The organism is Nocardia terpenica (assembly GCF_013186535.1).
GTDB classification, from domain to species: Bacteria; Actinomycetota; Actinomycetes; order Mycobacteriales; family Mycobacteriaceae; genus Nocardia; species Nocardia terpenica.
In genome coordinates, this window is sequence record NZ_JABMCZ010000001.1 from 1,840,199 (window position 1) to 1,859,152 (window position 18,954).

Below are 18,954 nucleotides of genomic sequence, written 5' to 3' on the forward strand. Positions count from 1 at the left end.
CTCACACCTCGTGCGCCGAAGTGCCCTGGGCGGGACGCCATTTCAGCAGCCGCCCCTCGGCGAAGCCGATCGCCGACTCGGCCACCAGCGCCACCACCGTGATGATGATCATGCCCGCGTAGATGCCCGCGGAGTCGAAGGTGCCCTGCGCATTCGAGATCAGCAGCCCCAAACCCTTGCTGGCGCCCGCGTATTCGCCGACCACCGCGCCGATCAGCGCGAAGCCGAACGCGGTGTGCAGGCTGGACAGGATCCAGGTGGTCGCGCTGGGCAGCACGATCTGCGACAGCACCTGCCATCGGCTCGCGCCCAGGATCCGGGCGTTGTCGATGACATTGCCGTCCACCTCGCGGGCGCCGGTGAAGGCGTTGAAGAACACCGCGAAGAAGACCAGCACGATGACCGTGGCCACCTTCGACTGCAGGCCCATGCCGAACCAGACCAGGAACAGCACCGCCAGCACGATGCGCGGAACGGCGTTGAGCGCCTTGATGAACGGCGCCAGCACCTGCGCCCAGTAGTGATTGCGGCCCAGCAGCACGCCGAGCACCACCCCGGCCACGCTGCCGATCACGAAGCCCAGCACCGCCTCCTCGACGGTGGTGAAGATCTGCAACCAGATCGAGCCGAACTGCGTGCCCTGCGTGAACCATTCGACCAGCCGGGACCAGATCAGCGACGGCTTGGAGAACACGAACGGGTCGATCCACAGCGTCGCGGTCAGCTCCCACGACCCCAACCACAGCACCACCAGCGCCGCGCGCAGGCTCCAGGTGCGGATCGCGGTGCGGCGCGCCTGACCGCGGGCGCGGGCGAGGATCTGCTCCTCGGATTCGGACTCGACTTCCGGTGCGGCACCGGCGATCCGCTCGGCGACCTCAGGCGACACGACGGGCTCCCTTCGCGCGGGCGGCCTCGACCTGGTCGCGCAGCGTGCCCCAGATCTCGGAGTACAGGTCGCGGAATTCCTCGGTGAGCCGAACCTGCTCGACATTGCGCGGCCGCTCCAGCGTCACCCGGAAGTCGCCGCAGACGGTGGCGGGGCTCGCCGTCATGACCACCACGCGATCGGCGAGCGCGATGGCCTCCTCCAGATCGTGGGTCACGAAGATCACCGCCGCTCCGGTGCCCGACCACACCCGCAGCAACTCGTCCTGCATGAGCTGGCGGGTCTGCACGTCCAGCGCGCTGAACGGCTCGTCCATCAGGATGATCTCGGGCTCGTTCACCAGGGTCTGCGCCAGCGCGACGCGCTTGCGCATGCCGCCGGACAGCTGATGCGGATAGTAGTTCTCGAATCCGGCCAGCCCCACCGTGCGCACCCATTCCGAGGCCCGCTGGCGCGCTTGCGCTTTCGGCACTCGCTGCAAGCGCGGGCCGAGCGCGACATTGTCCAGTACGGTGCGCCACGGCAGCACCGCGTCCTGCTGGAACATGTAGCCGATCCCCGCCGGGATCCCGTCGACGTCCTTGCCGCGCACCAGGGTTCGGCCCGCGGACGTCTTCTCCAGGCCCGACACCAGCGACAGCGTGGTGGACTTCCCGCAGCCGGTGGGTCCGACGACGGCGACGAATTCGCCCGGGGCAACGGTGAAGTGAAGATTCCGCACCGCGGTGTGGATACCACCGTCGGATCCGGGAAAGCGCTTCGTCGCCCCCCGGAGCTCGATGAGTGGATTGGTCATGTCTGGCTCCTGATACCTCGAGGCCGCCGATGTGGCGGGCGACCGCCGACCGACCATAAGTGTTCGCCATCACACCCCACCCCCTTGTGCGCACAACCGACACAACCTGCAATTCCCCCGTTCTGCGCATTCTGCTCACCGATCCGGGGCGGTGCGTAGGCATTCCAGAACCCGTCCACAGCGATTCCAGCCGACGGCGGCAGAGTGCGTGTGTACGCAACTCAGGGAGCGGCCGATAGGGGACAGGGTGGGGAGCATCGCGAGTACGACGTCGAGGGCCGCTGCCGTGCTGGTGGACGCCGGTGGTCGGACCCGGGAGGAGTTCGAGTTCGTCGGGGCGTCCGGTAGGCGGCTGTTCGTCGGCGTGGCCGCGCCGATGGCCGCGAATCCGACTGCGGCGGTGGTGATCTGCTCGCCGCTGTTCACCGACTCGATCGCGAACTATCGTCGCGAGGTGGCGCTGGCGCGTCGCCTGGCCGAGCACGGGGTGGCGGTGGCCCGGTTCCACTACCGCGGAACCGGGCACAGCGACGGTCTCGCAACGGATCTCGACCTCGGCGGCCTGATCGAGGACACGAAAGCCGTTGCCGGGCTCATCGATTCCCGTTTCGGTCGGCTACCGTGCGGATTCGTCGGCACCCGAGTGGGCGCGGTGGTCGCCGCGGCCGCGGCGCAGGGCGATCGGCGCGTGCTGCTGCTGTGGGAGCCGACCCCGGATCCGACGGCGTATCTGCGTGAGATCTTCCGCGTTCGCCGCATGCGCGGGCTGGTGCTGCGGCGGCCGGAACAGACCACCGCCGAACAGCTCTTCGGGCAGCTCGCCGCGGGTGTGGACGTGGACGCCCTCGGGTACCGGGTCACCGCGGCGCTGTATCGCGACCTCGTCGACACCTCGCTGCCGGACGAACTGATCGACCGACCCGGGGCCGCGCTGCTGGTGGGTTTTCGCGACGAGGCGGAGCCGGTCGCCGAAATCGCCTCGCTCGGAGGCGATCTGCGAGCGGCCGGCTGGGAGATCGAGTTCGACACGGTGGCGACCGAGGCGAACTGGTGGCTGCTCGGCGCGCAGGCGTCACCGCCACCGGAACTGATCGAACGCTCGGCGAAATGGCTGGTGCACCGGCTGGCCGGGGGTGCGGCATGACCGCCCTGGCGACAACGGCGAACGAGCTGCCGCTGCTGCTCGACAGCGGCCCGAACACCGTCTTCGCGGTCGGCACGCTACCGACCGGCCTCCCGAACGGACTCGGCGTCGCGATCCTACCCGGCGCGGGGATCGCGTCCTCGGGTAATGCGCGGGCGTGGGTCGAGTTGGCGAGAAGGCTTGCGGCGCAGGGTTATCTCGTCGACCGGCTCGACTATCGAGGCGTCGGAGAGAGCACGGGCGAGGTCGATCGGTTCGATCTCCTCGAGACGTTCACCGACGATGTGGTCGCCGCGGTGCACTGGCTGCAACGCAATGGTGCGGCCGAGGTGGTGCTCGTCGGTGAGTGCTACGGGGCCCGGGTCGCGCTCGACGCGCTGGCCGCGCTCCCCGACGTGCGAGCGGTCCTGGCCCTGTTCCCGCCGCTGACGGTCGCGGCTCCCGGCACCGATCAGGCGGAACGGGAGACGGCCCATTTCGTGGCGGCGCTGCGGCGCGAACTGGCGCGCGGCGTCCGGATCCGTGCCATCTACGGGGTCGAGGACGTGGATCTCGCGCCGTTCCGGTCGGCGGTCGAACAGGTGCGCGGCGCCCATTCCGGACTGTCGCTGCGCCTGACGGAGAACAAGCTGCACGGCATCGCGAGCGCGGCCGCCCGGGACGCGGTGATCCGGTTGGTTCAGGAGGCGCTCGGCGACTATCGACGCTACATCGAGTCGAGGTGAGTGGTGGATTTCGGTTTCACTGACGAGCAGCTCGAATTCCGGGACAGCGTCCGGCGATTCGCGGTCGGCGAGCTGGAATGCGATGGCGAAGAGGGGTTCTCGCACGACCTGTGGCGGCGGTGCGCGAAATTCGGGATCCAGGGGCTCGCCGTGCCCGAGGAATACGGCGGTAGCGCGGCCGATCCGGTCACCGTGGCGCTGGCGATGGAGGCACTCGGTTACGGATGTCGGCACGGGTCGCTGCCGTTCTCCCTCGGCGCGCAGATGTGGGCATGCCAGCACCCGCTGGTCCGATTCGGCACCGCGCAGCAGAAGCACCGGTACCTGCGGGCGCTGTGCGACGGCACGATGATCGGCGCCCATGCTATGTCCGAGCCCGATTCCGGTTCGGATGCGTTCGCCCTGGGAACCACGGCGACACCGGAGGCCGGTGGCTGGCGGCTGGACGGAACCAAGACATTCGTCACCAATGCCGACGTGGCCGATGTGTTCATCGTGTTCGCCAGGACGGGGTCCGGCAGTATCGGCGGGATATCGGCATTCCTGGTGCCCAGGGACACCGCCGGGCTGGCGGTCGGCCCGCCGATGAACAAGCTGGGCCTGCATGCCTCGTCGCTGGCCCAGCTGTCGCTGGACGGCTGTCGCGTGGGCGAAGACCACCTGCTCGGCCGCCCCGGTGCGGGAATGGCCATCTTCTCGGCCGCCATGGAATGGGAGCGCAGCCTGATCCTGGCCCCGGCGGTCGGCACCCTCGAACGTCAACTGGAACGCTGCCTCGATCACGTGCGTACCCGGGAGCAGTTCGGGCGGCCGATCGGCGCCTTCCAGGCCGTTTCGCATCGAATCGTCGGTATGAAGCGGCGGCTGGAAGCCGCGCGATTGTCGCTGTATCGCGCGGCGTGGGATCTGACGGCCGAGCGACCGAGCGGAATGTCCGGCGCACTGGCGAAGCTGGCCATCGGCGACGCCCTCGTGGAATCCGGCCTCGACGCCGTCCACCTCCACGGCGGCTACGGCTATCTGGAGGATCTGGAATTCGCGGGACAGCTCCGCGATGCCGTGGCCAGCCGGATCTATTCCGGGACTTCGGAACTGCTCAGCGATCTGGTCGCACGCAAACTGGGAATCTGAATTCGGGGAGTGACGATGCAACAGGAAACGATCGTGGCCGGGGTCAGCGATTTCATTCGCCGGGAGGCGCGATGGCAGGCCGATCCGAGCCTGCTCACCTCCGACTATCCGCTCTTGGACAGCGGGGTCATCGACTCCGTCACCCTGCTGAAAATGGTTGCCTATCTTCAGCAGAGCTTCGGAATCGTCATCCGCGACGAGGATCTGCTGCCGGAGAACTTCGCGGATATCGATGCGGTGGTCCGATTCGTAGGCGAGTGCCAGGGGAAGTGATCGCATGCGCTACCTCCTGCACCAGGTCCTGGAAGAGGCGGCCGACCGACACCCGGACGCGCCCGCGGTCATCGATCCGCTCGAGACATGGAGCTATCGACAGCTCGACCGGCGCGCCGACCGGATAGCGAATCTGCTCGCGGAGCTCGGCGTCGCGAAGGGGGACCGGGTCGGCATCTACGCGGACAAATCGGCATGGACGGTGGCGACGCTGTACGCCGTGCTGAAGGTCGGCGGCGTCTACGTTCCCCTGGATGTCCTGAGCCCGCTCGACCGGCTCGAACACGTGCTCCGCGACGCCGGGATCGCGCTGGTGGTCGCGTCGCCGTCCCGCGCCCGCGCCGTGGCCGAGCTGAGCGACCGCGTGCCCGGCCTCGCCGCGATCGCGGTGGGCGCGGGCGAGGAGGCCAACGCCGATCCGCTGCCGTGCTTTTCGCCGGACAGGATCGATGCCCGCCCGCCCTCGCCCCCGCCCGTCGACACGATCGATCGCGATCTGGCCTACATCCTGTACACGTCGGGGTCGACCGGAACGCCCAAGGGCGTGATGCTCAGCCATCGCAACGCGCTGGCCTTCGTCGAATGGGCCGGGGCCACCTTCGATGTCACGAGCGAGGACCGGCTCTCCAGCCATGCTCCGCTGCACTTCGACCTGTCCGTCTTCGACCTGTACGTCGCGGCCTGGGCGGCGGCCGCCGTGGTCCTGTTGCCGGCGTCGGCCTCGATCTTCCCGGCGTCGCTGGCAGCGTTGATCGAGCGGCACCGCATCACGGTGTGGTACTCGGTGCCCTCGGTGCTCGTCGCGTTGGCCACCCGCGGGGGTCTGCGTTCGGATCGGGTGGCGACCCTGCGGGCGGTGCTGTTCGCGGGCGAGGTCTTTGCGCCGGGGCGGCTGCGTGAGCTCATGGAGCTGCTGCCGGGACGCCGTTTCGCCAACCTCTACGGTCCGACCGAGAGCAATGTCTGCGCCTGGCACGACATTCCCGCGCCGCCGCAGGGCACCGACCCGATTCCGATCGGGCGCGCCGTGGCCAATACCGAGCTGTGGGCGGTCACCGATTCCGGTCGGCGAGCCCGGCAGGGTGAGATCGGCGAGCTGCACGTGCGCGGTGCGACGGTCATGTGCGGGTATTGGGGAGATCCCGATCGCACCGCGCTGCGGCTGATTCCGCACGAATCGGGTGTCCCCGGTGATCTCGTCCTGCGCACCGGTGATCTGGTCCGCGTGGGCCCCGCCGGGCAGTTCACCTTCATCGGCAGGCGGGATCACCAGGTGAAGCGGCGCGGATTCCGCATCGAGCTCGGTGATATCGAGGCGGCGGTGACGGGACATCCACAGGTCTGCGAATGCGCCGCCGTGGTGATTGCCGATGCGACGCAAGACCTTCGGATCGTCGTCTTCGCGGCGCCGGACGCGGTGTCCGAGGCGGACATTCTGGCCCACTGCCGGAAAAAGCTGCCGCACTACATGATTCCCGACGAGGTGCGAATCGCCGATTCGTTGCCCAAAACGTCGACGCACAAGGTGGATCGGCAGCGGCTGATCGCCGGCACATCGAGTAGGGAGGACTCTGGTGGCATTCGAGGCACGGCGGACACCTGCGACGCCATCGGCAATTCTGCGGCACGCCGGATATCGATTGCTGGAACCATTCCGGCCCGGCCTGCACACGACCGATCCCGGGGAGCGTGACTACCTACGATTGAGTCTCAGCGAGAACAGCTACGGCATGTCGCCTCGTGCCGAGCGTGCGCTGCGGGCGGAGGTGACCCGCACCAACCGATATCCGGATTCGACCGCCGCTTCCCTCGCCGCCTCGATCGCCGCTCACTATTCGATCGATCCGCGAAACATCGTGGTCGGCAACGGGATCGACGAGCTGCTGCTGTTCACCGCGCTGGGACTCATCGGGCCCGGCGGAACCGGAATAGTCTCGGCGGGAACATATCCCGGCCACGAGGCGGCCGTGCACGCGGTCCGCGCGGAATGCGTTCGCATCCCCCTGGCCGATCACCGGATCGATGTCGGAGCGACCTGCGCGGCCATGCGGCGCGCGCCGCGGTCGGTGGTCTATATCTGCAATCCGCACAACCCGACCGGGTCGCTGCTCACCGCGGAGGAGATCGCCCGACTGGTCGCGGCGGCCGAGGACACCGAGGCGGTGCTCGTCATGGACGAGGCGTATATGGAATTCGCCCGCCCGGATTTCCGCGACTCCGCGGTGCCGTACGTGGCCGGTGGCGCCCCGGTGATCGTGTTGCGCACCTTCTCGAAGATCTACGGCCTGGCGGGCCTGCGCTGCGGCTATGCGATGGCGCCCTCCGGCTATGCCGAGCAACTGCGAAAGATCAAGCACGTCACGGTGTACAACGTGAACAGGTTCGCCCTGGCGGCCGCGGAGGCGAGTCTCGCGGATCAGGACTTCGTCGCCACCGTCCGCGACCGGACGCGGGCCGCGCACGAGCATTTCCTCCGGCGGATCGCCCCGCTGCCGTGGGTGCACGCGGTGCCGTCGGTGACGAACTTCGTGCTGTGCCGCCTGCCGTGGGAGCCGACCTGGGTCGCGGAGCAGCTGATCCGTCGCGACGTGCTGGTTCGCCCGTGTTCGGATATGGGTTTCCGCAACCACATTCGAGTCGGGCTCGGAACGGAGACCGAACTCGACTCCGTCGTCGACGCCCTGGCGGCCGTGGCGGCGGGTCGGCCCATCGAAACCGCCGCCGCCCGCTCATGACCGCGCCCCTGCTCTCGGTGATCATTCCCGTGTACGCGCGCCGCGACGAGCTGACGAGGCTGTTGAATTCCCTGGCCGCCCAATCTCCTCGGTCCGGATCGATGGAGGTCGTGGTGGTCGAGAACCGGGAGATGCTCAACCGGCAGTGGCTGTCTAGGGCGGACTTTCCGTTCCCCGTGCGCCACGAATTCGCCGCGGAGGGCAATCAATCGCTGTGCCGCAATCTCGGCGCCGAGGTCTGCGCGGGCGATGTGCTGCTGTTCGTCGACTCCGATATCGAATTCGCCGCGGGCGCCCTCGCCGTCCTTCGCGACCGTTCGCTCGACGATCCGGAGCGCATCGTGCTCGCCGATGTGCTGCCGCTGCCGGGGCGGGTGCGGTCGCTGGGCACCTACCTCTACGACGTCCCCTCGTTCTTTCGCGAGTACCGGCGGCGCGCACGACTGGGCGCGCTCGACTTCCGGGCCTTCGTCTCGTGCGGTTTCGCCATGTCGCGCAGCGCTTTCCGAGCCGTCGGCGGTTTCGATCCCGGATTCACCCACTACGGGTACGAGGACGTCGAGTTCGCGCTGCGGGCGCAGCGGAGCGGCGTGGGGTTCGCGCTGTGCGCCGCCCGCGCATTCCATCACAAGGCGCTCGGGCCGGACAGCCTGCTGCGGCGGTTCACCGATCTCGGGCACTCCGCGGTGCATCTGACGCGGTGCATCCCGGACGTGGAGGACATCATGCCGGTCGGGGTGCGCGCGGTCCGCGACGGGGAGCTGAGTTTTCCCGACGATTTCGATATCGCCTCGACCGTGGCGGCGGCACGGGCGGTGGAACGCGAGCTCGATCTCGCGCGGGTGGGGCAGGGGCGCGTCTCGGCACGTGAGCTGTTCGTCGACGGACGGGAGCTGTACCGCCGGATCGCGCTCTTCGGACGGTTCACAGGAATTCGGGCGGAATTGTCGCCCGAGCCATTCGACGACAGGCGGGCGGTGCGATGCAACTCTGTACCTACATCTATCGGCGGCTCCACGAACGCGGCATACGCTATGCCTTCGGCGTCCCCGGATCCTTCGTGATGCCGATCTGGCAGGAGTTCTCCCAGGCGCCGGAGATCGTGCTGGCGCGGCAGGAGACCGGCGCGGTCTTCATGGCCGATGGGTGGGCCCGAGCCACCGGCCGACTGGGTGTCGCGGTGGCGACCATCGGGCCCGGCCTGACGAACTGCGTCACGGGCGTCGCGAGCGCCTACCGGGATTCGGTGCCGCTGCTCGTGCTCACCGGGCAGGCGCCGACCGCCACCTTCGGCCGCGGAGCGTTCCTGGAATCGTATGTGCTCGACCGCAGCGTGTCGCCGGGCGATCTGTTCGGCCCGATCACCAAGGCGTCGATGGAGATCGTCGACCTGGCCAATGCGCGCTTCCAGGTGGATACCGCGATCGATCTGGCGCTGGCGGGTCGCCCGGGACCGGTGCATCTGAGCGTTCCGTTCGATCTTCAGGAGACCGAGCTGCCGGAGGAACAGGCGCCCCCGGGGCTGGAGGCGTCCGAGGGGCCGGGGATCGCCCGGATCGGCGGTGCACCCGGCGAGGCGCTGTCGGCCACCGCGGCGGCGCTGACCCGGGCCCGGCGGCCGTTGATCCTGGCCGGGTGGGGTTCGGTGCTGTCCGGGGCGATGGAGGCGGTGGCCGAACTGGCCGTCATGGTCGACGCGCCGGTCGTCTCGACCACGAAGTCGGTGAGTTGCCTGCCGGGTGATCACCCGCTGTTCCTGGGACATCTGGGACCGGGGCAGCGTCCGGATCTGGTGTCGACGCTGCGCGACTACGATCCCGACACCGTTCTGGTCCTGGGCGCCAGCATGTCCGCCTACTACACCCAGCCGATCGGCGACATCCTGAAGCGCGCGTTCGTGATTCGGGTGGATATCGAGGCCGAGCAGCTACAGCTGCGGCAGCGGCCGCAGGTCGCCGTCCACGCGGACGTCTCCACCGCGACCACGGCGTTGGCGGCGATCCTGAAGGGTGAGGGCGACGCTCCGAGCGGCACCGCCTCGAGCCGAACCTTCGTCCGCGAGTTCCAGGAACGCGGGCGTGCCGCGGTCGCCGCGCAGGCGACGACCTTCGGTGACAGCGTCTCGATGTCGGGCGTGGTGGCCCGGCTCGCCGAGCTGCTACCGGCCACGGCCGTGGTCGTTCCGGACGCGGGCAATCACTGGCTGGACACGCTGTCGCTGTTCCGGGCGCCGCTCGCCGGTGGCCTACAGCTCAACTGCGGGCTGGGCGCGATGGGGTGGGCCATCGGCGCATCGATCGGAATGGCGTTGGCCCGACCCGATATTCGGACGGTCTGCGTGACCGGCGACGGCTCGATCCTGATGCACGGATGCGAGCTGTCGGTGGCCGCCGAGCGCGGCGCGAACCTGTTGGTCGTCGTGTTCAACAACCGGTCGCATGCCCGGGTGCGGATTCATCAGCAGAACGTGTACGCGGGAGACATTCGCGCCAGCGACATCTCCGATATCGACTTCACCCGCTGGCTCCAGGCCATGGGCATCCCGACCTTCGGCATCGACGGCCCCGACGACGTGGAGACCGGCCTGCGGGCGGCGCTGGCGACGCCGGGCGTCGTCGGCGTGGAGGTGAAATGCCATCCCGACGAGGTACCCGCCGGGCTGCGGGACTGGATCGGAGCGTCGGCATGAAGCCCACGGCGGTCCTGACGGGCGCCTCGAGGGGGATCGGCGCGGCGGTGCTGGAAAGCCTGGTCGAGGACGGCCATCACTGCCTCGTCATCGGTCGGACTGAGCCCGAAACCGTCGGCGCCGCCGTCGATTTCCTGTCCGCCGATCTGTCCGATCGGGCCACCGTGGCCGCCCTGCCCGCCGAGGTGATGTCCTCGCTCGACCGGCGCGGTGGTCCCGCCGCGGTGCTGGTGAACAATGCGGGTGGCGGATACCCCTGTCCCGCGGACGTTCTCGATCCGGAGACCGCCGCCGCCGAGGTCACCCTGAATCTGCTCGCCCCGATGATGCTGGTGCGCGCCGTGCTGCCCGGCATGATCGCGGCCGGTGCCGGCACGATCGTCAATGTCGCGTCGACGGCGGAGCGGCCGGGCGTGCCGTATCTGCATGCCTACAGCGCCAGCAAATCCGGATTGGTCGCCTACACCCAGAGCCTCGCGGCCGAGGTGGCGCCGAAGGGAATCCGGGCCAACTGCGTCTGTCCGGGGGCGGTGGCCACGGAGATGGCGGCGACCGGCCGGGCGGAGCTGGCCCGATTACACGGTCTCGCGCCGGGCGGCTACGAGGCGGAGATGGCCCGGCGCACCGGACTCGACCGCCTGCTGGATCCGCGGGAGGTCGCCGCCGCCGTTCGCTGGCTGTGCTCCGCCGAGAGCGGGGCCGTCAACGGTCAGACCATCAATGTGTGCGGAACGCTCTCGATGAGGTGAAACAGATGTCATTCCAACGTATTCGGATCGACGATGCCCTCCTGCCCGCCGTCGTCGAGATGTTCGACGAGCTCGGCGAGCCCGTCCAGGTACTCACGCCCGACAGCGACCGGCCACTGGTCGTGCACCACATCATGGGGCAGGTCACCCTGATCGCGGGCGGTACCGGATACGTCCTGATGGACGACGCGGAGTTCGCGGTGGGACCGGGGGATCTGCTGGTGCTGTCGCCGCGGTGCCGACACTCGTTCTACTGTCCGGAGGGCGAATTGACGCTGCGGCACTGGCATTGGCCGCAGCGGGAGTTGCACACCGACCGCACCATTCTCCGCGACGTCGCACCGTTCACCGCCGGAAGTCCGGCAGGTGAGGTCGATGCTCGATAACCCGGCGGCGCGCGGCTACGCCGCCCCGCTGCGAATACTGCTGGTGAACGGCAATTTCGCGGACGGAACCGTCGGCGGGACGCAGCGGTTCAGCTGGAATCTCGCGCGGTGGCTGATCGAACGCGGTCATGTGGTCGGGGTGCTGTGCCAGGGCGAACGCGACGAGGCGGAGACCGTGCACGGCATCCGGGTCTACCGCGTCCGCCCGCCGGCGCTGGGCACACCGCGCGGCGACCGGCTCGGCGTGGCGAATGCCACGCTGGCCGTGCACAATCCGGGTGTCGCCCCGAAGGTGTCCGCCGCGCTGCGGGAGTTCCGCCCGGATGTCTGCCACATCCAGATGTTGCGCCGGTTGACCTTCGCCACGCTGGCCGCGATCCGGCGGCACCGCGTACCGATCGTGCAGACCGTGCACGAGCTGTTCTCGCTCTGGAATTTCAATCCCTACCGCGGCATCCATCCCGACTGGGACACGATGTCGTCGCGCCCGCCGTGGACGGTGCGCCGCCTCAAGCAGATTCATCGCCGGCTCTCGGCCGGGGTCGCCCACGTGTGCGCGCCCTCCGAACTGGCCATGCGGGCCTATCGGGACGACGGCTACTTCCGCGACGTTCCCGGCACGGTCGTACCCAATGCCGTGCCGTGGGAATGGGGTACGCCGCGGGCGGCCGTGCGCCGTCGCATCGCGGCACTGGGGCACGGCGCGGAGCCGACCCGATTTCTCTATCTGGGGCGGGTGGACTACTACAAGGGCGTCGAATGCCTGCTGGATGCCTTGGCGGCGGTGCCGGACAACGACATTCGGCTCCACGTGGCGGGCACGGGCATGCTGGAACCACGGGTGCGGGCGGCCGCGGCGAAGGACGGCCGGATCGTGGTGCACGGCGCGGTCGACGGCGAGCACCGGCGTGCCCTGCTCGCGGAGGCCGATGCGCTCGTCTGCCCGTCGACGTCACCGGAGACCTTCGGACTGGTTGTGCTGGAGGCGTTCTGCGCCGGTTTGCCCGTCATCGCGAGCCGGGTCGGCGCGCTCCCGGAACTCGTCCGGCACGACGAGAACGGCCTGCTGGTCGCCCCCGGGTCGCCGGACGAGCTGGCATCGGCCCTGCGCGCGCTCCGCGAACCGTCCCGCCGGGCAGGGTTGCTGACCCGCGTGGCCGACAAGGCCGAGGAGTTTTCTCCGGACCGTTTCATCGACACACAGATCGGGATCTATCGCACGGTCGTGTCCGCCTCCGGCGGGCACTGATCCGACAATCCAACAGGAGGTCAGGGTGGTTGTACAGCACACCGAGTCCTATGCCGAACTCAAACGACGCAATGCGGAACTGAACCAGCAGGAGGTCCGGGCGGGTCTGGTCGAGCTTTCGAGCCTGCCTCGCTACATCATGGTGGAGCTCACCCAGGGCTGTAATCTGCACTGCCCGATGTGCCGCCCGGCCTCGATCGGCTACCGGGAACGCGAAATGGACCGGTCCATTTTCCGGCAAGCCACCGAATTATTGTTTCCCGCAGCGGAAATGGTGGACATCCGGGGCTGGGGCGAGAGCCTGCTGGCGCCGGACATCGACGACATCCTCGACACCGTGCGGTACTACGGGGCGCGGTGCCGGATCGTCACCAACCTCTCGCTGAAGCGACGCAAGGCCATGGATCGGCTGGTCGAGATGGACGCGATGATCGACGTCTCGCTCGACGCGGCCACGCAGGAGGTGCTCGACCTCAGCCGGACCGGCGCGAAGTTCACGATCATCGACGAGAACCTGCGCCGGATCGCGGCGCAGCTGCGGGCCCGGGACTCGATCGACTCGTTGCGGATCGTCGCCACCGTGCAGGCCTGCACGGTCGACAGCCTGGTCGGCCTGGTCGACTACGCGAACGACGCCGGTGTCCGCCATATCGTGCTCAACGAGGTCACCCTCGGTGAGGACGATCCGAACTCGCTCACGGGGCTGGACGACAGGGTGGACGCGGCGGTGCACGCGGCCTCGGTCCGGGCGGGCGAGCTCGGGGTCGAACTCTTCGCGGGCACCACGCTGGGCACGTGCGTGGGGCTGAAGAAGAACGTCCCGTTCTGCGTTCATCCGTGGTCGTACGCCACCATCGGCTACGACGGAAGCGTCGGGTACTGCGACCATTTGATCGGCCCCATGATGAAGCATTCGGGCATGGGCGATCTCACGAAACAGGGATTCGACGAGATATGGAACGGGCCGGAATGGCTCGGATTGCGCCGGTGGCACGCCGACGGGCACACGACCGACGTTCCGGCCTATCACCCGTGCTTCGAATGCTATCGGCACCGCAACGTCGATTTCGAGGACGTGTTCGAGCCTCGGTTGGAGCGGTACCGGCTGTCGGTGACCCCGGTGTGAATCCGATGGAACTGCAACTGATCGACGATCTGCCGCTGTTCGCGGCCAACGCGCGCCAGGCGCACGCCCGCCTGGCCGTCGAGCAGACCATGGCGGCCGCCGCCACCGACCTGCCCGCCGCCCTGCGCTACATCCCCTACCGGGAGCTGGTCGAATGGTGGTTGGGCAATGCCAGGATTCGCGCGGATCGGTTCGTCCTGGTGGGGGCGCGACCGGCCCTGTTGAACGCGGCCGGGGCGGTCGCATCGCACAGCGGCGCGATCGTCCAGGTGAAGGTGCGGCGGGAATTGGACCCGGCCGGACACACCGTGGCCGCACGGGTTCCGGCGGCCTTCGACACCGCGCTCGCGGAGCTGTCGGGCACCGCCGCCGAGGTCTGCGTGATCGACGACGTGCTGATGTCGGGCCATACGCTCTCGGCGGTGGTGGATCGCATCCGCGCCGCCGCGCCCGCCGCATCGATCTCGATCCGGCTCTTCCTCGAAAACGCGTTCGCGGGCCGGGAATTTCGGGCACGCCACCCGGACATGCCGATCCAGTCCGCGCGCCGGGTGGATTACCGGCCGGTCGCCGAGGGCACCGCGATCTTTCTGCGCGATCTGTTGTACGGGACGTTGCGGGGCAAGGAGTTCCTGGATCAGTCGGACCTGCTGCGGCCGTTCTTCGGCAGCGATCTGGGCCCGTTCCATGCGCTGCGCGCGACGATCGATGGCGTCGCGCGGCCGTCGCCGATCGGATCGCGATGACGGTGCGGCCGTCGCTGGCCGCCGTCGTGCTGGACTTCGACGGGCTCGTCCTCGATACCGAAACCACCCTGTGGCGGGCCTGTTCGGAGCAGTGCGGTGAGCTGGGGATGCGTATCGATCGCGACCGCTATCGGTCGTTGATCGGCGCGGCGCTTCCGCCGGAGGAATTCCTCCGGCGGATCCTGCCCCACCCGGTCGAGGTGGACCTGACCGCGCTGGCCGCGGCCGTCCGCGCGCGCAATCAGCGGCTGGCCGACGCGGAGGACGCGCTGCCCGGCGTCCGGGCACTGGTGGACGAGGCGGTGGCGGCCGCGGTGCCGCTGGCGGTGGCCTCCAGCTCGCGCCGCGAGTGGGTGGTGGGCCACCTGCGTCGGCTGGGCCTGTTGTCGTCGTTGTCCGCGGTGGTGTGCCGCGAGGATGTGGACGCCCGCAAACCCGCACCGGACCTTCATCTTTCGGCCGCACGGCGGCTCGGCGCGCGACCGGAGGAAATCCTCGCGCTCGAGGATTCGGTGATCGGGGCCGCCGGCGCCCGAGCGGCCGGGTTGCGCAGCGTGATCGTGCCGGGGCCGCTGACGTCGGTGGATCCGGATCCGGCTCAGGCCCGGCTGCCCACCCTCGCCGGTCGGGGGCTGGCGGAGTTGGCGGCGCTGGTCGGGCTCGACCCGGCGCGGCCGTCGGCCCGATAGCGGCTACCCGAATCTCCGTGCGGGCCGGAGAAGTTCGAGGGTGCGCGGCCGGGACAGCGCGTGCCGACGCAGCAGTTCCGGCCAGTTCGGCTCGTCCGGCCACAGCACCCCGATCTGGGAGCGGTATTCGCCGACGGCGCGGAGCTTCCGGTCCAGGTGCCGCTCGTTCGTCGCGGCCACGGTGACGGCCTCGGCCTGCCCCGGATCGTGTTCCTCCAGCGCATAGGGCAGGTCCTCCCAGAGCAGCGGAGAGCGATCGGTCGCGTGGCATGCGGTCAGGACCGCGTCCACCGTGAGGCGATGGTCGATGTGGCCGCCCGTGGCGGCGCAGGTCAGGACCGACACCGGGTCGAGCTCCGTCAGCACTCGGAGCAGAGCGTCGTCGAGCGACCGCCGCAGCCCGGGGTCGTCGGGCAGATCCGGCTCGAACAGCGCACCGGATCGGTAACACAGCGGCTGCCCGTCGACCCTGCGATAAATTCCGTCCGGAAAACCGAGATGCACGGCCGCGCAGCCGAGTACGTCCAGGGCTCGCCGGTCTTCCTCGCGCCGTTCGGCGACCGCGTCCGCCCCGAGCCCGCAGTGGCGGTGGAAGGCCACGGCCGCCGGTGTGAGCGGCCGCGGCGGATCGCCCGCGAAGACGGTGCAGACCACGACGCGTCGGCCGGACTCCGTCAGGGCGGCGAGCGTCGCGCCCACGGAGAGGACGGCATCGTCGAGATGCGGCGAGACGGCGAGGATCGGCCGACCGCGGTTCTCGGCGCTCATGCGGGGTTCGTCGCTCGACGCTGGAATCCCCACAGACCGACGGCGCCGCAGAGCGCGAGCCACAGCGCGATCATGAGCACGCAGATCCAGCTCGCGATGTGTGGCACGCCGGGCACCAGGGCCGCCCGCATGGTCTCGCTCACGTAGGTCAGCGGATTGAGCGTGGTGAGCCACTGGAACCACGGGATGTGTTCCAGTGACGGCCACGGGTATTGGCTGCACCCGGTGAACAGCACCGGGGTGATGATCACCGCGAAGACGACGTTGATCTGATTCGGCGGAACGAGAGTTCCGAGCACCATGCCCAGCGAGGCGCCGACCAGGCTGCCGAGCAGCAAGGTCACCACCAGCAGCGGGAGTCCTTGGGCGCGAAGCGGTATCGAGCCCAGCATGAGCAGGCCGATCGGAAATACCAGAATGCCCGTCAGCACGCCGCGCAGCGCTCCGAACAGAATCTTCTCCGTCGCGACCAGCGCGAGTGGAATCGGTGCCAGCAGCCGGTCCTCGATCTCCTTGGCCACCGCGAAGTCGATCGCCAGCGGCATTCCGGTGCCCTGCAGGCTCGTCAGCATCGCCGACATGGCGATGGTTCCGGGAAACAGCAGATCGGAGTAGTGGGCGTCGGCGAATCCGAGTGTCGTGATCACATGCCCGAAGACGAACAGCAGGAACAACGGCTGCAGCGCCACCTGCGCCAGGAAACCCGGCAGGTCCCGGCCGGTCACGTAGATGTCGCGCAGCAGGATGGCGAGAAAGGACCGGTGATAGGGAAAGGCGGTCTGCGCGCCGATCTCCCCGGTGACCGCGGTGCTCAACGAAGTGCCCTCCCCGTGTAATGAATGAAAACGTCTTCCAGAGTGGGTGTTCCGGTGTGTGCCTCGGTCGGCACGCTCTCGGTCAGATTGCCCGGCGAGTCGAGCGCGAGCAGTCGGCCGTGGTCCATGATTCCCACCCGATCGGACAGCGTCGCGGCCTCGGTCATGTCGTGCGTGGTCAGCACGACGGTGACGCCGCCGTCCTTCAGCTCTCGGATGCGCTCCCAGAGGAACAGCCGCGCGGCCGGGTCCAGGCCGGTGCTGGGCTCGTCGAGGAACAGGACCGTGGGGGAATGCATCATCGCCCGCGCGATCATCACGCGCTGGGCCTGCCCGCCGGACAGTCGATGCGGTCGTTCGTCGGCACGGTCGGCCAGGCCGAATTGTTCGAGCAGGCGGGCGCTTCGGGCGTCGCGCACGTCCGTGGGCACGCCGTGGTAGCGGGCGTGGAACAGCAGGTTCTGCCGGATCGACAGGGCCATATCGAGATTGCTGCGCTGCGGAACCACCGCGAGGTGGCGGCGCGCCAGGGCCGGGTGTCGCGCGACATCCACACCGGCCACCCGCGCGGTGCCCGAGGAGGGGCGTATGCGGGTGGTCAGTACGCCGACGGTACTGGTTTTTCCGGCGCCGTTGGGGCCGAGCAGGCCGAATATCTCGCCCGCGTCGACGGAGAAATCCAATCGGTCGATCGCGGCGGTCGCGCTCTTCGGGTACTTCTTGACCAGATCTTTCACCACCACGGTACGGGTCGACAGGTCTGGTCTACCGTTCGCAGTCGTCTCGAGCATGAAGGTCCGCTTCCGTCGGCCGTTTCAGGCGGTGCGCGAATGAATTTCGTGTCGAAGTACCCGCTGATGCGCCCGGCGCAATTCCGGGCCGGGATCCACCCCGAACTCTCGCTGTAGTTGAACGCGCAGGCCGTGAAAGACGCGCAGCGCGCCGACCTGGTTTCCGCTGCTGGCCAGCGCGATCATCAAGCGGGCGCAGATTCCCTCGTGCAGTGGTTCGATGTGGACGGCTCGTTCGAGTGTCGGTAGCACCTCGGCGTCTCGCTCGAGGGCGTTGGCCGCCTGCGCCAGGCGAATTGCCGCCATCACGTATTCGTGCCGTAGCGCGACCGTCGCCGACATCGACGGACTGTCGAGCCGGACGTCGGTCAGAATATCTCCCCGCCACAGATCGACGGCCTCGCGCAGCGTGGCGAAGGCGATATCCGGATTCTCCTCGTCCCTGCGGGCGTCCGTGCTCTTCAGCAGTTCCCGAAATCGCAGCAGATCGAGTTGATCGGTATCCGCGTTCAGCATGTATCCCTGCGCGGTGGACACGATGACTTCTCCACTCCCGCGGGGCCGGGGTCGTTGCTCCAGCTTGAGGCGCAGGCGGGCGATATAGGTATGCACCAGATTCTGGACCGATGTGGGCGCGTGGTCGGCCCAGAGACTGTCGATTATCTCGGTCCGAGTGACCGGCTGATTGGGGTGCAACGCCAGCACGCCCAGCAGGGAGCGCTGTTTGGCGGGGCCGAGATCCACCAGCTTCGTGCCGCGGTATGCCAATAACGGTCCGAGGACGAAGAACCTGACTTTTTGGTCACCGGTATTCTGCGAGACACTTTCGTTCATCGCGGCTCTTTCGTGTGGTGAAGTTGCTTCGCTGTTATTCACCGCATTCGCCGATTCCGCGATCGTCTCATCTTCCGAGAGGCGCGGAAACGGTTCAGAAATTCGTCGTCACTGTAGCGATCGTTGAAATCTTCTGAATAAAAGTAACTGTAGCAAAGACCGGCTGGTGTGGTCAAAGGAATTGCTGCATGGTCTTTGTTTGCCGATGCTTAACCCCGCCGCATACGCCGACGGGCTTGCTGCCGATATCTCGTTTGCACCTAGTTTGCGTGATGCGAGTCACATTGCGAGGCGCCGCGTAGAAACTTGCTGTCAAGTTCGAAATGCCCATAGTTTTATGGGCATTTTCAATTGCGGCGTTCGTTCGGCGGGTTGTGCCGCTCGCCGCGACCGAGGCGTAGGACACCTCGAGTCCGGCG

At 68.3% G+C, this 18,954-nt stretch carries 20 protein-coding genes; 14 read left to right on the forward strand and 6 right to left on the reverse strand.

Going from position 1 to position 18,954, the window contains the following annotated elements; translation table 11 throughout:
* Position 1: 1 nt before the first annotated feature.
* Together HPY32_RS08485 and HPY32_RS08490 are read right to left on the reverse strand one after the other, a co-directional pair.
* Entirely contained in the window at positions 2–889 is an 888-nt protein-coding gene (locus tag HPY32_RS08485; RefSeq protein WP_067591653.1) for an ABC transporter permease, read from the reverse strand.
* Positions 879–1,685, reverse strand: a complete 807-nt coding sequence (locus HPY32_RS08490; protein WP_067591650.1) for an ABC transporter ATP-binding protein — start codon at positions 1,683–1,685, stop codon at positions 879–881. Before HPY32_RS08490 ends, HPY32_RS08485 begins: the two co-directional genes overlap by 11 nt.
* Positions 1,686–1,932: 247 nt before the next feature.
* Here HPY32_RS08490 and HPY32_RS08495 point away from each other — a divergent pair, with 247 nt between their 5' ends.
* Genes HPY32_RS08495 through HPY32_RS08560 form a run of 14 tightly spaced genes read left to right on the forward strand, consistent with a single transcriptional unit; the run spans position 1,933 to position 15,327 of the window.
* Positions 1,933–2,829 (forward strand): serine aminopeptidase domain-containing protein, encoded by an 897-nt coding sequence (locus HPY32_RS08495; protein WP_156674600.1) that lies wholly within the window; start codon positions 1,933–1,935, stop codon positions 2,827–2,829.
* On the forward strand, positions 2,826–3,554 hold the full coding sequence (locus HPY32_RS08500; protein WP_067591644.1) for an alpha/beta hydrolase: 729 nt from the start codon (positions 2,826–2,828) through the stop codon (positions 3,552–3,554). Before HPY32_RS08495 ends, HPY32_RS08500 begins: the two co-directional genes overlap by 4 nt.
* Before the next feature lie 3 nt (positions 3,555–3,557).
* Positions 3,558–4,685, forward strand: a complete 1,128-nt coding sequence (locus HPY32_RS46090) for an acyl-CoA dehydrogenase family protein (protein ID WP_067596089.1) — start codon at positions 3,558–3,560, stop codon at positions 4,683–4,685.
* Between the two features lie 15 nt (positions 4,686–4,700).
* The gene (locus HPY32_RS08510) at positions 4,701–4,958 is read left to right on the forward strand and encodes an acyl carrier protein (protein ID WP_082871612.1); all 258 of its coding nucleotides are present in this window, start codon (positions 4,701–4,703) and stop codon (positions 4,956–4,958) included.
* Positions 4,959–4,962: 4 nt separating this feature from the next.
* A complete protein-coding gene (locus HPY32_RS08515; protein WP_067591641.1) occupies positions 4,963–6,651 on the forward strand; it encodes an amino acid adenylation domain-containing protein in 1,689 nt (562 codons plus the stop codon).
* Entirely contained in the window at positions 6,599–7,693 is a 1,095-nt protein-coding gene (locus HPY32_RS08520; RefSeq protein WP_067591638.1) for a pyridoxal phosphate-dependent aminotransferase, read from the forward strand. Before HPY32_RS08515 ends, HPY32_RS08520 begins: the two co-directional genes overlap by 53 nt.
* Positions 7,690–8,757 (forward strand): glycosyltransferase family 2 protein, encoded by a 1,068-nt coding sequence (locus tag HPY32_RS08525; protein ID WP_067591635.1) that lies wholly within the window; start codon positions 7,690–7,692, stop codon positions 8,755–8,757. The genes HPY32_RS08520 and HPY32_RS08525 overlap by 4 nt, the downstream gene beginning before the upstream one ends.
* Positions 8,676–10,382, forward strand: a complete 1,707-nt coding sequence (locus HPY32_RS08530; protein ID WP_082871611.1) for a thiamine pyrophosphate-binding protein — start codon at positions 8,676–8,678, stop codon at positions 10,380–10,382. Before HPY32_RS08525 ends, HPY32_RS08530 begins: the two co-directional genes overlap by 82 nt.
* Positions 10,379–11,131 carry an SDR family NAD(P)-dependent oxidoreductase gene (locus tag HPY32_RS08535; RefSeq protein ID WP_067591630.1) on the forward strand — a complete coding sequence of 251 codons (753 nt, stop codon included), beginning with the start codon at positions 10,379–10,381 and terminating at the stop codon, positions 11,129–11,131. The genes HPY32_RS08530 and HPY32_RS08535 overlap by 4 nt, the downstream gene beginning before the upstream one ends.
* 5 nt (positions 11,132–11,136) lie before the next feature.
* A complete protein-coding gene (locus HPY32_RS08540) occupies positions 11,137–11,517 on the forward strand; it encodes an AraC family ligand binding domain-containing protein (RefSeq protein ID WP_156674599.1) in 381 nt (126 codons plus the stop codon).
* Complete coding sequence (locus HPY32_RS08545) at positions 11,507–12,766, forward strand: glycosyltransferase family 4 protein (RefSeq protein WP_067591624.1); 1,260 nt, start codon at positions 11,507–11,509, stop codon at positions 12,764–12,766. Before HPY32_RS08540 ends, HPY32_RS08545 begins: the two co-directional genes overlap by 11 nt.
* A 25-nt stretch (positions 12,767–12,791) precedes the next feature.
* Positions 12,792–13,892 carry a radical SAM protein gene (locus tag HPY32_RS08550; RefSeq protein WP_067591621.1) on the forward strand — a complete coding sequence of 367 codons (1,101 nt, stop codon included), beginning with the start codon at positions 12,792–12,794 and terminating at the stop codon, positions 13,890–13,892.
* Positions 13,893–13,897: 5 nt separating this feature from the next.
* Positions 13,898–14,638 carry a hypothetical protein gene (locus HPY32_RS08555; protein ID WP_156674598.1) on the forward strand — a complete coding sequence of 247 codons (741 nt, stop codon included), beginning with the start codon at positions 13,898–13,900 and terminating at the stop codon, positions 14,636–14,638.
* Positions 14,635–15,327 carry an HAD family hydrolase gene (locus tag HPY32_RS08560; protein WP_067591615.1) on the forward strand — a complete coding sequence of 231 codons (693 nt, stop codon included), beginning with the start codon at positions 14,635–14,637 and terminating at the stop codon, positions 15,325–15,327. Before HPY32_RS08555 ends, HPY32_RS08560 begins: the two co-directional genes overlap by 4 nt.
* Positions 15,328–15,330: 3 nt before the next feature.
* Here HPY32_RS08560 and HPY32_RS08565 read toward each other — a convergent pair whose 3' ends face one another.
* From HPY32_RS08565 to HPY32_RS08580, 4 genes are read right to left on the reverse strand one after another with little or no spacing between them, the layout of a single operon-like run.
* The gene (locus HPY32_RS08565) at positions 15,331–16,095 is read right to left on the reverse strand and encodes a PIG-L deacetylase family protein (RefSeq protein ID WP_067591613.1); all 765 of its coding nucleotides are present in this window, start codon (positions 16,093–16,095) and stop codon (positions 15,331–15,333) included.
* Positions 16,092–16,910: an ABC transporter permease gene (locus HPY32_RS08570; RefSeq protein WP_197696569.1), complete on the reverse strand. Its 819-nt coding sequence runs from the start codon at positions 16,908–16,910 to the stop codon at positions 16,092–16,094. Before HPY32_RS08570 ends, HPY32_RS08565 begins: the two co-directional genes overlap by 4 nt.
* Complete coding sequence (locus HPY32_RS08575; RefSeq protein ID WP_082871608.1) at positions 16,907–17,701, reverse strand: ABC transporter ATP-binding protein; 795 nt, start codon at positions 17,699–17,701, stop codon at positions 16,907–16,909. Before HPY32_RS08575 ends, HPY32_RS08570 begins: the two co-directional genes overlap by 4 nt.
* A 24-nt stretch (positions 17,702–17,725) precedes the next feature.
* Positions 17,726–18,535, reverse strand: a complete 810-nt coding sequence (locus tag HPY32_RS08580; RefSeq protein WP_082871607.1) for an AfsR/SARP family transcriptional regulator — start codon at positions 18,533–18,535, stop codon at positions 17,726–17,728.
* Positions 18,536–18,954: the final 419 nt, after the last annotated feature.